Here is a 14,015-nt window from a genome sequence, read left to right as displayed (position 1 = left end):
ATTAAGGAATACTGTGTTACAGCAACAATTGACCTCTTTGTTAGCGCAAACTGATATTGCGCTAACTGAAAAACAACAGCAGCAACTCGTTCAATATGTTGAGCTACTTAACAAATGGAACAAAGCATATAATCTAACGTCTGTGCGTATGCCAGAGGAAATGATGATTAAACACATCATGGATAGTTTAGTTGTTGCTCCTCACCTACCCGGTCATCATTATATTGATGTTGGTACCGGCCCTGGCTTACCAGGTATTGTTTTAGCGATAGCGCTACCCGATACTCAGTTTGTTTTATTAGATAGTTTAGGCAAGCGAGTAAGATTTTTAATGCAAGTTAAACATGAGCTTGGCCTTAAAAATGTCACCCCAGTACAGTCTAGAGTTGAACAATACCAACCAAGTGTTAAATTAGATGGTGTGTTAAGTCGTGCATTTGCTTCATTGCAAGATATGGTTGACTGGTGTTCGCACTTGATTGATCATTCAGGTAAATTTATAGCATTAAAGGGTGTGTTTCCTAGTGACGAGCTAGAATCATTACCTGCAGGCATTAAATTTGAGCAAAAGATAGCATTGGAAGTACCAGAGTTAGATGCACAAAGACATTTAATTATTCTTTCTAAAGACTAGGGATCAGAGCACTGTGGCAAAAGTCATCGCAATAGCAAATCAAAAAGGCGGCGTGGGTAAAACCACCACGGCTGTAAATTTAGCCGCTTCAATGGCAGCAACAAAACGCAAAGTGCTATTAATCGATCTCGATCCACAAGGTAATGCAACCATGGGAAGCGGTGTTGATAAATACAGTGATGTTGCAACTATCTATGATTTATTAATCGAAGAAAAACCCATTGATGAAGTTGTATGCAAAGAAACCTCTGGTGAGTATCACTTAATTGCTGCTAATGGTGATGTGACTGCTGCTGAAGTAAAGCTGATGGAGCTTTTTGCTCGAGAAGTACGCTTACGTAATGCATTAGAAAAAATAGCAGACCAATACGAATTTATTTTTATCGACTGCCCACCTTCTCTAAATATGTTAACGGTAAATGCAATGGCTGCTGCAGATTCTATTTTAGTGCCTATGCAATGTGAATATTATGCACTAGAAGGATTGACAGCATTGATGGATACCATTACTCAACTTGCAAAAATGGTTAATCCAAAACTACAAATCGAGGGGATTCTACGTACGATGTATGATCCGCGGAATCGATTAGCAAATGATGTATCAGAGCAATTAAAACAACACTTTGGTGATAAAGTATATCGCACCGTCATTCCACGTAATGTTCGTTTAGCAGAAGCGCCAAGCTTTGGTGCACCTGCTATGTACTATGATCGCGCATCAAGTGGTGCTAAAGCGTATTTAGCCCTCGCTGGTGAAATGCTTCGCAGAAAAGAAAAAAAATCTCCTATTGTCGCCTAACTTTGAGGTAAAAAAATAACATGTCTGCTAAAAAACGCGGTTTAGGCCGAGGGCTTGATGCTTTACTTAGTTCATCAAAACCAGCACCAGTAAGTCAAGATTCCACTGTATTAGCGCCTGCAATAGAGCAATCAGTGGATGGTTCAAAATCTGAATTACAAAAGTTGGCTATTGAGTTCTTACATTCAGGTAAATACCAACCGCGCAAAGACATGTCTGAAGAAGCCCTTGAAGAATTAGCTAGCTCTATTCGTTCTCAAGGTATTATTCAGCCTATTGTGGTGCGTCCTGTTGCAGACAATAGTTATGAAATTATAGCGGGTGAGCGTCGCTGGCGAGCTGCACAAATAGCGAAACTTGATGTTGTCCCCTGCATTATTAAAGATGTGCCAGATGAAGCGGCTGTTGCTATCGCGCTTATTGAAAATATCCAGCGTGAAGACTTAAATGCCATGGAAGAAGCCATTGCATTAAGCCGTTTATTAAATGAATTTGAATTAACACACCAACAAGTGGCTGATGCAGTAGGTAAATCTCGCACCACGGTGACTAATTTACTTCGCTTAAATAACTTAAACGACGATGTTAAAATATTGTTAGAGCATGGTGACATCGAAATGGGTCATGCACGTTGTTTATTAGCGTTAGAAGGTGAATCTCAATCTGATGCTGCCAGGTTAGCCGTTGCCAAAGCACTGACAGTGCGCGAAACCGAAAAGTTAGTCCGTTCTATATTAGAGCCTGCACCTAAAAAAGAGACTGTAGAAAAAGATCCAGATGTCAAACAGTTAGAACAGCAACTAGCTGATAATTTAGGTGCTAAAGTTGAGATAAACTACAATAAAAAAGGCAAAGGGAAGTTGGTTATTTCCTACACTAATTTGGATGAGTTAGATGGAATTTTACACCGTATAAATCAAGACTATTCCGAGCATTAATTAATATCATGTCCAAAATGAGACAATTGTCGCTATTTTGCACCACAATACACCGACTCAAGTTGCAAAACTGGCAGGATTCAGTATAATTTCGCCAGTTTTCATACCCTGACAAATAGAACGCTAATAAGGTTAACGAAACGTGACTAATAAGTTAGCAGCGCCTTATCAATTGGCTGCATTTAAATTAATCTGTTTGCAAGGTAGTGTAGCATTGGTTGCTGCCATCATTATTTTTATCGGTTGGGGAGTCAACGCCGGTCTATCAGCATTAGCTGGAGGCGCTGTTGCGGTACTTCCTCACTGTGTATTTGCCATCTATGCATTCAGGTATATGGGTGCAAGTAGGGTAAATCAAGCGTATAGCTCCTTAAAACGAGGTAACGCACTAAAATTTTTGCTAACAATCATATTGTTTGCGCTGGTACTAAAGCATTTTACGGTAATGTTATTACCTTTTTTTACTCTTTATGTACTAGCTTTATTAACTGGATTGTTTGCACCCGTTTTTTTTAAACATTAACTTTTGGGATATAACATGGCTGCAGAAGAAGTTACTCTATCTAGCCATATTCAGCACCACTTAACCAATGCTAAGATGTGCTCGACCGATGCCGGTCTTGCCTTCAATAAAGCATGTGCGGATAGTGGTTTCTGGACATGGCATATAGATACCCTCGCATGGTCTATCGGTTTAGGTCTTATCTTTTTATGGATCTTCCGTAGTGCCGCAAAAAAATCAACACTGGGTGTACCGGGGAAATTTCAATGTTTTATTGAAATGATCGTAGAGTTCGTTGGTGACAACGTACGCGATACCTTCCACGGTAAGAGCAAGCTGATTGCACCATTAGCATTAACGATATTCGTTTGGATATTCTTAATGAACTTAATGGATTTAATACCGGTTGATTTCTTACCTGCATTTGCTGGCTTTGTTGGCGAAACTGCGTTCGGTATGGATTCACACGATGTATACATGAAAATCGTACCTACAACTGACATCAACTTAACCGCAGCGCTAGCGCTAGGTGTTTTCTTGTTGATGATCGGCTACTCAATTAAAATCAAAGGTATTGGCGGTTTCATTAAAGAGTTAACGCTTCACCCGTTTAGCTCAAACAACACATTGGTTCAAATTCTTTTGATCCCATTTAATTTGTTACTTGAACTTATTGCTCTTGTTGCTAAGCCTTTCTCGCTAGCACTGCGTTTGTTCGGTAATTTATATGCTGGTGAGTTGATTTTCATCTTGATCGGCGCAGTTGGTTTAATGCAACTTCCGTTGCACTTTATCTGGGCAGTATTCCATATCTTAGTAATCGTACTACAAGCATTCGTATTCATGATGCTTACAATCGTTTACTTAAGCATGGCTAGCTCTGATAATCACTAATTACTAGATTTACAATTTTACTTTAACTTTAATATACAATTGAAACTTTGGAGAAAAAAATGGAACTAATGATCGGTCTTAAGTATATCGCTGTAGCTTTACTTATCGGTTTTGGTGCAATCGGTACTGCAATCGGCTTCGGTAACATGGGTGGTAAATTCCTAGAAGCATGTGCGCGTCAACCAGAGCTTGCTCCTTCACTACAAGTTAAGATGTTCATCCTAGCTGGTCTAATCGATGCTGTAGCAATGATTGGTGTTGGTATCGCGATGGTATTGTTGTTCGTACTTTAATTTTATTTTTTGAACAGCTTACTATTTAAGGAGGAGCGGTTGTGAACTTAAACGCCACTCTTATCGGTGAATTAATTGCGTTTACGGTGTTCGTACTATTCTGTATGAAGTTCGTATGGCCACCACTAAACGGTGCAATTGAAGCTCGCCAAAAGAAAATCGAAGATGGTTTAGCTGCCTCTGATAGAGCCGAAAAAGATTTAGAACTTGCGCAAAAGAAAGCTGCTGATCAGCTTAAAGATGCAAAAGCTCAAGCGGCTGATATCATTGAACAAGCTAAAAAGCGTGCCGTGCTAATTGTTGACGAAGAAACTGTTCGTGGTCAGCAAGAGCGTGAAAAAATTATTGCTCAAGGGCAATCTGAAATCGAAGCAGAGCGTAACCGTGTAACAGAAGAGCTACGTAAACAAGTAGCTACTCTTGCAGTGGTTGGTGCTGAACGTATTTTAGAGCGCGAAATCAATCAAGCCGCACATAGTGACATCGTTGAAAAACTTGTCGCTGAGCTGTAATTAGGAGGGTATGAGCATGTCTGAATTGACTACTATCGCTCGCCCATACGCTAAAGCGGCTTTTGAACTTGCCGTTGAGAAAGGCACCATTGAAAGCTGGAATGATATGTTGTTCTTTGCTGGCCACGTTGCCAGCAATGAACAAGCATCAAGCATTTTAGCTGGATTGCCTACTGCTTCAGCACAAGCTGAGTTATTTATTAACTTATGTGGTGAGCAGCTCAACGAACAAGGTCAGAACCTAGTGAAGGTGATGGCTGAAAATGGACGTTTGATTGCACTGCCTGATGTTGCTCAGTTATTTTCTGCTTTAAAAGCAGACTATGACAAAGAAATCGATGTTGATGTGATTTCGGCAACTCCTCTTGCTGCAGAGCAGCAAGAATCATTGGCAGCGACACTTGAAAAACGTTTCGCACGCAAAGTTAAGCTGAATTGTAGTGAAGACGCTACAGTTGTTGGCGGACTTATTATCAAGTCTGGTGATACTGTAATCGACGGCTCAGTACGCGGAAAATTAAACCGCTTAGCCACAACACTACAATCGTAATTGGGAAAAAGAGCATGCAACTTAATTCCACTGAAATTTCTGATCTGATCAAACAACGTATTGAGAAGTTCGAAGTTGTAAGTGAAGCTCGTAACGAAGGTACAATTGTATCTGTTACTGACGGTATCATTCGCATCCACGGTCTAGCTGACTGTATGCAAGGTGAGATGATTGAGCTTCCTGGCAACCGTTATGCTATCGCACTAAACCTTGAGCGTGACTCAATTGGTGCAGTAGTAATGGGTCCTTACGCTGACCTTACAGAAGGCGTAAAAGTATACACAACTGGTCGTATCTTAGAAGTTCCTGTTGGTGCGGGTCTACTTGGTCGTGTTGTTAACACACTAGGTGCTCCTATCGATGGTAAAGGCGCTTTAGATAACGACGGTTTTGAACCTGTAGAAAAAATTGCACCAGGTGTAATCGAGCGTCAATCAGTAGATGAGCCAGTACAAACTGGTTACAAATCTATCGATGCTATGATCCCAGTTGGTCGTGGTCAGCGTGAGCTTGTTATCGGTGACCGCCAAACAGGTAAAACTGCACTAGCAATCGATGCAATCATCAACCAAAAAGACACAGGCGTTAAGTGTGTGTACGTAGCGGTTGGTCAAAAAGCATCTACTATTGCTAACGTAGTACGTAAATTAGAAGAGCACGGTGCACTTGCAAATACTATCGTAGTTGTAGCATCTGCTTCTGAATCTGCGGCACTTCAGTACTTAGCACCGTTCTCGGGCTGTACTATGGGTGAATACTTCCGTGACCGTGGTGAAAACGCATTAATCGTATATGATGATTTATCTAAGCAAGCTGTTGCTTACCGTCAAATCTCATTGCTACTTAAGCGTCCACCAGGCCGTGAAGCATACCCAGGTGACGTATTCTACCTTCACTCGCGTCTTTTAGAGCGTGCATCACGTGTAAACACTGATTACGTTGAAAAATTCACTAATGGTGAAGTGAAAGGTAAAACAGGTTCATTGACGGCATTGCCTATCATTGAAACTCAAGGCGGCGACGTTTCTGCGTTCGTACCGACAAACGTTATCTCTATCACCGATGGTCAGATCTTCTTAGAAACTGACTTATTCAACTCAGGTATTCGTCCGGCAGTAAATGCTGGTATCTCGGTATCGCGTGTTGGTGGTGCTGCACAAACTAAAATCGTTAAGAAACTAGGTGGCGGTATCCGTCTAGCCCTAGCTCAGTACCGTGAATTAGCTGCGTTCTCGCAGTTCGCGTCTGACCTTGATGATGCTACTCGTGCTCAACTTGAGCATGGTGAGCGTGTAACAGAGCTAATGAAGCAGAAACAGTACGCGCCAATGTCTGTTGCTGAAATGTCTTTGTCGTTATTTGCAGCTGAGAAAGGTTATCTGAAAGATATCGAAATCGCTAAAATCATGGATTTCGAAGCAGCTTTACTTTCTTATGCAAACAGCACATACGCAGAGCTTATGGCTCAAATCAATGAAACAGGTAACTACAACGCCGAGATCGAAGCGCAGCTTAAAGAACTTCTAGAGAAGTTCAAGTCTACGCAAACTTGGTAATTTAGTTATTAATGGTGCGCTTTAGTTTGCTAAAGCTCACCTTGATTCGGAGAGAGAGTCATGGCCAGCGGAAAAGAGATTAAAAGCAAGATCGGCAGTATTAAAAATACTCAAAAGATCACCAGCGCAATGGAAATGGTTGCTGCGTCTAAAATGAAAAAGGCGCAAGAACGAGTGGCTTCAAGCCGTCCATATGCTGAAAAATTACGTAAAGTGATTGGTCGTGTTGCTCAAGCAAATCTTGATTTTACTCACCCGTTCTTAGAAGAGCGTGAAGTAAAACGAGTTGGTTATATTGTTATCTCTACTGACCGTGGTCTATGTGGCGGTTTAAACTCAAATGAGTTTAAAAAAGTTGCATTAGAGATTAAAGCGTGGAAAGAGAAAGGCGTAGATGCTGATTTTGCTACTTTAGGTAGTAAAGCAGCTGGCTTCTTTCAACGTTTTGGTGGTCAAGTACTTGCTAAAAAAGCAGGTCTTGGAGATACACCTTCTGTGCAGGATGTAATTGGTCCTGTAAAAATAATGCTAGATGCATTTTCAGAAGGCAAAATTGACCGTTTATTCCTGGTATATAACAACTTTGTTAATACCATGAAGCAAGAGCCAATAGTAGATCAGTTACTCCCTTTGCCAAAAGCTGAAGAAGAAGTATCTACACATGCGTGGGATTACTTATATGAACCAAACCCAGAGGCTATTTTAGAGTCTTTGTTAGTACGTTTCATTGAATCTCAAGTATACCAAGGTGTAGTTGAAAACGCTGCCTCTGAACAGGCTGCCCGCATGGTTGCAATGAAAGCTGCAACTGATAATGCTGGTGACCTTATGGACGAGTTACAGCTTGTTTATAACAAGGCTCGCCAAGCAGCAATCACACAAGAAATTAGTGAGATTTGTTCTGGTTCAGCAGCAGTTTAATGCTTCAGGCAAAGATTAACGAGAGGAATAGACATGAGTTTAGGTAAGGTCGTCCAAATTATCGGCGCCGTTGTGGATATCGAATTTCCACAAGACAGCGTGCCAGCCGTATATGACGCGCTAAAAGTAACAGATGGCGATTTAGCTGGTTTGACTTTAGAAGTTCAACAGCAGCTAGGTGGCGGTGTGGTACGTACTATCGCACTAGGTACTACTGACGGTTTACGTCGTGGTGCTTCAGTAGAAAATTCAGGCAAAGCAATCCAAGTTCCAGTTGGTACAAAGACCCTAGGTCGTATCATGAACGTACTTGGTGAGCCTATTGATGAAGCAGGTCCAATCGGTGAAGACGAGCGTATGTCTATCCACCGTGCAGCACCTTCATATGAAGAGCAATCAAGCTCAGTTGAACTTTTAGAAACAGGTATCAAGGTAATCGACCTTGTATGTCCGTTCGCTAAAGGTGGTAAAGTTGGTTTATTCGGTGGTGCCGGTGTTGGTAAAACCGTAAACATGATGGAACTTATCCGTAACATCGCAATCGAGCACAGCGGCTACTCAGTATTCGCAGGTGTTGGTGAGCGTACTCGTGAGGGTAACGATTTCTACCATGAAATGAACGATTCAAACGTACTTGATAAAGTATCGCTTGTATACGGTCAGATGAACGAGCCTCCAGGTAACCGTTTACGTGTAGCGTTAACTGGTCTTACTATGGCTGAGAAGTTCCGTGATGAAGGTCGCGATGTACTTTTCTTCGTAGATAACATCTACCGTTATACACTTGCGGGTACAGAAGTATCAGCACTTCTTGGTCGTATGCCATCAGCAGTAGGTTACCAGCCTACACTTGCTGAAGAAATGGGTGTACTACAAGAGCGTATAGCATCTACTAAGACAGGTTCAATCACTTCAATCCAAGCGGTATACGTACCTGCGGATGATTTAACGGATCCATCTCCAGCAACAACGTTTGCTCACTTAGATGCAACAGTGGTACTTTCTCGTGATATCGCATCACTAGGTATCTACCCAGCGGTAGACCCTCTTGATTCATCTTCACGTCAGCTTGATCCACAAGTAATTGGTGAAGAGCACTATGGTGTAGCACGTGGCGTTCAAACAGTTCTTCAGCGTTATAAAGAACTTAAAGACATCATCGCAATCCTAGGTATGGATGAGCTTTCTGACGAAGATAAGCAACTTGTATCTCGTGCACGTAAAATCCAACGTTTCCTATCTCAGCCATTCTTCGTGGCAGAGGTGTTTACAGGTGCGTCAGGTAAATACGTTTCACTTAAAGACACAATTGCTGGCTTTAAAGGCATCTTAAACGGTGAGTTTGATGACCTTCCAGAGCAAGCGTTCTACATGGTTGGCTCTATCGAAGAAGCTCAAGAAAAAGCCAAAAGCATGTAATTAGGAGGGTAGTATGGCAGCTATGACTGTACATCTTGATGTAGTAAGCGCTGAAGAGAAATTATTTTCTGGTTTAGTTGAATCTATTCAAGTAAGTGGTAGTGAAGGTGAGTTAGGTGTAAATGCCGGTCACGCTCCACTACTAACTGCCCTTAAACCTGGTATGGTACGTTTAGTTAAGCAATTTGGTGAAGAAGAATTCATCTATATTGCAGGTGGTACACTAGAAGTTCAACCGAACATAGTGACCGTACTTGCTGATACAGCTGTTCGTGGTGAAGACCTTGACGAGCAAGCTGCTGAGCAAGCTAAACGTGACGCTGAACAACAAATGGCACAAGGTGGCACTGCTGAGTTAGATTATAACCAAGCAGCTGTTCAACTAGCAGAGGCAATTGCCCAGCTACGTGTTATTCAGCAATTACGTAATAAGTAAGCCTATCTGGTTTTTTAAAAGCCCACTTTATGTGGGCTTTTTTGTGCTTAAAATAAATTATTGATGCAAAGAGTGCATTAGATCACTTCTTATACTTATATCCTTCGCCAAACCTCGCTACAATAAAGGCATATAAGCAAACACTCACCTAGTTTAGGTACGTAGCACAGGATTAGTTTTGTTGCGAGTATGCGCACATGAAGTGGCATGCGTCACCACATAAACTGAGGTGTTGGTTGCATTAGTTAACTAAAACAAAGAAAGAAGGATATTGTTTTAATGTCACTCACGACAGTTATTTTAGCTGCGGGTAAAGGTACTCGTATGCGTTCAGCGCTTCCAAAAGTTTTACATAAAGTTGCAGGTAAACCTATGGTGCAACATGTTATTGATAACGCCAACGCACTGGGTGCGACTTCAACTAATTTAGTTTATGGTCACGGCGGAGAATTATTACAACAACAACTAGCCGATAACGACGTAAATTGGGTTTTACAAGCTGAACAATTAGGCACGGGTCACGCGGTAGCGCAAGCCAATCCTCATATTCATGACGAAGACACCGTTTTAGTTTTGTACGGCGATGTGCCACTAACTAAGCAGTCAACCCTTGAGCGTTTACTTGCTGCAACCCCTAGCAATGGCCTAGCAGTATTAACCGTTAACTTAGTAAACCCAAATGGCTACGGTCGTATGTTACGTGTTGATGGAAAATTGGTTGGTATTGTTGAACAAAAAGATGCAACACCAGAGCAGTTATTAATTACTGAAGTAAACACCGGTATTATGGCGGTAAATGGCAAGCTATTAAAAAGCTGGTTAGGTAATCTATCTAACGAGAATGCCCAAGGTGAATATTATTTAACAGATATCGTTGCCATGGCGCATAGCGAAGGTGTGGAAATAAGCTCTGCACAACCTGATCACCCAATGGAAGTTGAAGGGGCAAATAACCGAGTGCAACTTGCAGGTCTTGAGCGTGCTTATCAGGCATGGCAAGCAGAAGAGTTAATGCTAAACGGTGCAACTCTTGCTGATCCTGCACGTATTGATGTACGCGGAGAAGTGAGAACAGGTGAAGATGTACTGATTGACGTGAACGTTATATTTGAGGGTAAAGTTACTTTAGGTAATAACGTTGAGGTGGGACCTAACTGTGTACTTAAAAACTGTACCGTTGGCGATAATGTGATTATAAAAGCAAATACCTTAATTGAAGATGCAAGCGTTGCTGATAAATGTACGCTGGGTCCTTTTGCACGTTTGCGCCCAGGTGCGATTATGGAAGAAAATTCGCACATCGGTAACTTTGTTGAGATGAAAAAATCGCGTCTAGGTAAAGGTTCTAAGGCAAATCACTTAACTTACCTTGGTGATGCTGAAATTGGTGAAAAGGTTAATATCGGTGCAGGTACCATTACGTGTAACTACGATGGCGTGAATAAATCTAAAACTATTATTGGTGATAATTCATTTATTGGTTCAAATACCTCACTTGTCGCACCCGTTAATATCGGTGCAACAGCCACTATAGGCGCCGGTTCTGTTATTACAAACTCAGTTGCAGATGAACAACTAGCTGTAGCCCGTGGAAAACAAAGAAATCTAGATGGTTGGAAGCGACCCGTTAAAAAGTAATTAAGTATTCTTCTTTTAAAAAAGCGAGTTTAAAAACTCGCTTTTTTATTGCATAAAAGTAATTAAATAAAAGTGCCATATTGTTGTCATGCCTTTGTGTTGATATTTAACCAATTACAATACTAAGGAAATAATAATGTTACGAAGAACACTACTTGCGCTATCTATTCTATCGGTACTTACAGGTTGCTCTCTTGAGGGGGATGATGGGGTAAACGGTATTCAAGGTGAGCCCGGTGCGCAAGGAATCGCAGGAACAGATGGTATAGATGGCACTAATGCAAATTCAGGCCTCAATATAAATCTTGTTGGTCGTGCGGTGCTCAATGCACAAAGTCCTGAAGGCGCAGCTGAAATTGTCGCATATCAAAAATCAAAAAAATGGATATACGCAATAAATAGTTCAGGTGATGCCGCTGTGATAAATATTATCCCTGCTGATACCTTTGATACTGCCGCACTTGTAAAAGATAACGAAGGTATAATTAATACCACGAATTTGAGCACTGCAATTACACTTTCCCTCAATGAAAATACACCAGGCGATGCAAACAGCATAGCAATTGATTCAAATAATGAATTACTCGCGGTAGCGATGGCTGCAAAGAACGTTGGAGAAGCGGGTCATATTGCGTTTTACGACATCAGTGGCGACAGCCCTGTATTCATTAAGAACGTTACGGCTGGTTTTTTACCAGATATGGTTACGTTTACTCATAACGGAACAAAAGTGGTTGTTGCAAATGAAGGTGAACCGAATGGTGACTACAGTATTGATCCAGAAGGCTCAATTAGTATCATCGATGTCGTAGAGGGTGTGATTGAAGATACCGCCACGAATATTGGTTTTGCTGCTTATAACAACCAGCAAGCAGCACTTGAAGCGAAAGGACTCGTTTTTGCAAATCCAACGGGTCGCACTATTAATGGCAATTTAATTAGTACCACTGTTGCGATGGATTTAGAGCCTGAATATGTAAGCATTTCTAAAGATAATAAATACGCTTATGTATCAATTCAAGAAAATAACGGCCTCGCTATTGTTAACCTTGAAGATAATAGCCTTGAGCTAAAAGGGTTGGGCTTCAAAGCATGGGCTAATTTACAAATTGACGCCTCAGATAAAGATGGTGGTGTAAATTTAAAATCATACCCAGGTCTATATGGCATGTATCAACCAGACACAATTTCAAGCTTTAGCTGGAAAGGTGCAAACTTTATTGTTTCAGCGAATGAAGGCGATGCGCGTGAGTACTTTTTTGATACAACTGATGAAGCAGATTGCACAGCTAAAGGTGGCCTAGATTATGATGAAGACGATGGGTGCCTTGCTTATATAGACGAAAGCCGTGTTGAAGACTTAACTCTTGCTAGCAACTTTGATTACTTAAACAACGATGATAACGATATTGGTCGTTTAAAAGTAACCACGGTAAAAGGCGATAATAATGAAGATGGTCAATACGAGGCACTTTATGCGTATGGCGCGCGTTCGTTTACTATTTGGGATAGTAACGGGCTGGTGGTATTTGACTCGGGAGATACGATAGGTCGTATTACAGCTTCTGTTCATGGTGACGCATTTAATAATAATGAAGACGAAAACAAAGGCGATACTCGATCAGATGATAAAGGTGCTGAACCAGAGGCTTTAGCATTAGGTGAAATAAATGACCGATTATTTGCTTTTGTAGGTTTAGAGCGAATGGGTGGGATAATGGTATTTGATATAACCAACCCTTACGATGTGAAGTTTCAAGATTACTTCTACAATCGGGGCTTAGAAACTGGATCACAAGTCAGCGGCGATCTTGCGCCAGAAGGGATGAGTTTTATCCCCGCGGCTGAAAGTGCAACTAATCAAGCGTTGTTAATTGTTGGTAACGAAATTTCAGGTTCAATTGCGGTTTGGGAAATTAGTACACAATAGTAATCTATGAAAAAATAAGAGCGATGCATGGCTAATGATGTATCGCTTTTTTTTTCTCTCATAAATAAGTATATTGTTGTTTGTTTATTATACTAAATTGTCTCTACAGCCCTTTGCTTGTATGGATATTATACTAAATTGCAATTAATTTAATAAAACTAAAATAAAGCATTGACCGCCTCCAAATAATCCCTATAATGCGCATCCACTGACCCGGCAGGCAGCAATGAAAAGCGCTGAACAAACGGTAAGTGAGTCGAGTAAAACTTAACATTAAAAATTTTTTAAGTTAAGTGTTGACAAAAAAATTGGAAAGCGTAAACTTCGCTTCCCTTGAGTCGCTAAAGCAACTCAAACGTTCTTTAACAATATAAAGCAATCATCTGTGTGGGCACTCGTACAGATTGAGTTCTAACAGCCAAGCTACTTAGGTAGTGAGGCAAAAAAATTTAGAGTCTCAATTGAAACTGAGTGACCAACAGCAATAACTACTTCGGTAGGAATTGCAGCACAGTCAATTCAATATCGAAAGATATTAAATAAATTCAGAATTCATTGAGCTGTCGAAAGACAAAAAACTTTTAATTGAAGAGTTTGATCATGGCTCAGATTGAACGCTGGCGGCAGGCCTAACACATGCAAGTCGAGCGGTAACAGAGAGTAGCTTGCTACTTTGCTGACGAGCGGCGGACGGGTGAGTAATGCTTGGGAACATGCCTTTAGGTGGGGGACAACAGTTGGAAACGACTGCTAATACCGCATAACGTCTACGGACCAAAGGGGGCTTCGGCTCTCGCCTAAAGATTGGCCCAAGTGGGATTAGCTAGTTGGTGAGGTAATGGCTCACCAAGGCAACGATCCCTAGCTGGTTTGAGAGGATGATCAGCCACACTGGAACTGAGACACGGTCCAGACTCCTACGGGAGGCAGCAGTGGGGAATATTGCACAATGGGCGAAAGCCTGATGCAGCCATGCCGCGTGTGTGAAGAAGG

14 protein-coding genes and 1 rRNA gene are annotated in these 14,015 nt (G+C 41.4%); all 15 read left to right on the top strand.

Going from position 1 to position 14,015, the window contains the following annotated elements:
* Positions 1-13: 13 nt before the first annotated feature.
* Positions 14-634, top strand: a complete 621-nt coding sequence (rsmG, locus tag ATS75_RS18940; RefSeq protein WP_058561988.1) for a 16S rRNA (guanine(527)-N(7))-methyltransferase RsmG — start codon at positions 14-16, stop codon at positions 632-634.
* Between the two features lie 13 nt (positions 635-647).
* Entirely contained in the window at positions 648-1,433 is a 786-nt protein-coding gene (locus tag ATS75_RS18935; RefSeq protein WP_058561987.1) for a ParA family protein, read from the top strand.
* 20 nt (positions 1,434-1,453) lie between these two features.
* A complete protein-coding gene (locus ATS75_RS18930) occupies positions 1,454-2,371 on the top strand; it encodes a ParB/RepB/Spo0J family partition protein (protein ID WP_058561986.1) in 918 nt (305 codons plus the stop codon).
* 142 nt (positions 2,372-2,513) lie between these two features.
* Positions 2,514-2,894: an ATP synthase subunit I gene (locus tag ATS75_RS18925; protein ID WP_058561985.1), complete on the top strand. Its 381-nt coding sequence runs from the start codon at positions 2,514-2,516 to the stop codon at positions 2,892-2,894.
* 15 nt (positions 2,895-2,909) lie between these two features.
* The gene (atpB, locus tag ATS75_RS18920) at positions 2,910-3,767 is read left to right on the top strand and encodes a F0F1 ATP synthase subunit A (protein ID WP_058561984.1); all 858 of its coding nucleotides are present in this window, start codon (positions 2,910-2,912) and stop codon (positions 3,765-3,767) included.
* A gap of 59 nt (positions 3,768-3,826) precedes the next feature.
* Positions 3,827-4,060 (top strand): F0F1 ATP synthase subunit C, encoded by a 234-nt coding sequence (gene atpE, locus ATS75_RS18915; RefSeq protein ID WP_010561330.1) that lies wholly within the window; start codon positions 3,827-3,829, stop codon positions 4,058-4,060.
* A gap of 41 nt (positions 4,061-4,101) precedes the next feature.
* Complete coding sequence (gene atpF, locus ATS75_RS18910) at positions 4,102-4,572, top strand: F0F1 ATP synthase subunit B (RefSeq protein WP_058561983.1); 471 nt, start codon at positions 4,102-4,104, stop codon at positions 4,570-4,572.
* 16 nt (positions 4,573-4,588) lie between these two features.
* Positions 4,589-5,122: a F0F1 ATP synthase subunit delta gene (gene atpH / locus ATS75_RS18905; RefSeq protein ID WP_058561982.1), complete on the top strand. Its 534-nt coding sequence runs from the start codon at positions 4,589-4,591 to the stop codon at positions 5,120-5,122.
* Between the two features lie 14 nt (positions 5,123-5,136).
* Positions 5,137-6,678, top strand: coding sequence for a F0F1 ATP synthase subunit alpha (gene atpA, locus ATS75_RS18900; RefSeq protein ID WP_013466263.1), 1,542 nt, complete (start codon positions 5,137-5,139; stop codon positions 6,676-6,678).
* 60 nt (positions 6,679-6,738) lie between these two features.
* A complete protein-coding gene (atpG, locus tag ATS75_RS18895; RefSeq protein ID WP_058561981.1) occupies positions 6,739-7,599 on the top strand; it encodes a F0F1 ATP synthase subunit gamma in 861 nt (286 codons plus the stop codon).
* Positions 7,600-7,632: 33 nt separating this feature from the next.
* Positions 7,633-9,018, top strand: coding sequence for a F0F1 ATP synthase subunit beta (atpD, locus tag ATS75_RS18890; RefSeq protein ID WP_058561980.1), 1,386 nt, complete (start codon positions 7,633-7,635; stop codon positions 9,016-9,018).
* A 13-nt stretch (positions 9,019-9,031) separates the two neighbouring features.
* A complete protein-coding gene (locus ATS75_RS18885; protein ID WP_058561979.1) occupies positions 9,032-9,454 on the top strand; it encodes a F0F1 ATP synthase subunit epsilon in 423 nt (140 codons plus the stop codon).
* Positions 9,455-9,733: 279 nt separating this feature from the next.
* Positions 9,734-11,092, top strand: coding sequence for a bifunctional UDP-N-acetylglucosamine diphosphorylase/glucosamine-1-phosphate N-acetyltransferase GlmU (gene glmU / locus ATS75_RS18880; RefSeq protein ID WP_058561978.1), 1,359 nt, complete (start codon positions 9,734-9,736; stop codon positions 11,090-11,092).
* 136 nt (positions 11,093-11,228) lie between these two features.
* On the top strand, positions 11,229-13,022 hold the full coding sequence (locus ATS75_RS18875; protein ID WP_058561977.1) for a choice-of-anchor I family protein: 1,794 nt from the start codon (positions 11,229-11,231) through the stop codon (positions 13,020-13,022).
* 582 nt (positions 13,023-13,604) lie between these two features.
* Positions 13,605-14,015: ribosomal RNA gene (locus ATS75_RS18870) — 16S ribosomal RNA — on the top strand; the annotation flags it as partial.

It is taken from the genome of Pseudoalteromonas sp. H105, from assembly GCF_001469215.1.
In the GTDB taxonomy this organism is placed as follows: Bacteria; Pseudomonadota; Gammaproteobacteria; order Enterobacterales; family Alteromonadaceae; genus Pseudoalteromonas.
Note: the sequence above shows the minus strand (reverse complement) of the source record. Positions and strands in the feature narration are given on the sequence as shown.

Bases quoted from the DNA above. Each gene is read 5' to 3' on its own strand.
- ATS75_RS18930 (WP_058561986.1), top strand. From the start codon at position 1,454: ATGTCTGCTAAAAAACGCGGTTTAGGCCGAGGGCTTGATGCTTTACTT.
- atpB (WP_058561984.1), top strand. From the start codon at position 2,910: ATGGCTGCAGAAGAAGTTACTCTATCTAGCCATATTCAGCACCACTTA.
- atpE (WP_010561330.1), top strand. From the start codon at position 3,827: ATGGAACTAATGATCGGTCTTAAGTATATCGCTGTAGCTTTACTTATC.
- atpH (WP_058561982.1), top strand. From the start codon at position 4,589: ATGTCTGAATTGACTACTATCGCTCGCCCATACGCTAAAGCGGCTTTT.
- atpA (WP_013466263.1), top strand. From the start codon at position 5,137: ATGCAACTTAATTCCACTGAAATTTCTGATCTGATCAAACAACGTATT.
- atpG (WP_058561981.1), top strand. From the start codon at position 6,739: ATGGCCAGCGGAAAAGAGATTAAAAGCAAGATCGGCAGTATTAAAAAT.
- atpD (WP_058561980.1), top strand. From the start codon at position 7,633: ATGAGTTTAGGTAAGGTCGTCCAAATTATCGGCGCCGTTGTGGATATC.
- ATS75_RS18885 (WP_058561979.1), top strand. From the start codon at position 9,032: ATGGCAGCTATGACTGTACATCTTGATGTAGTAAGCGCTGAAGAGAAA.
- glmU (WP_058561978.1), top strand. From the start codon at position 9,734: ATGTCACTCACGACAGTTATTTTAGCTGCGGGTAAAGGTACTCGTATG.
- ATS75_RS18875 (WP_058561977.1), top strand. From the start codon at position 11,229: ATGTTACGAAGAACACTACTTGCGCTATCTATTCTATCGGTACTTACA.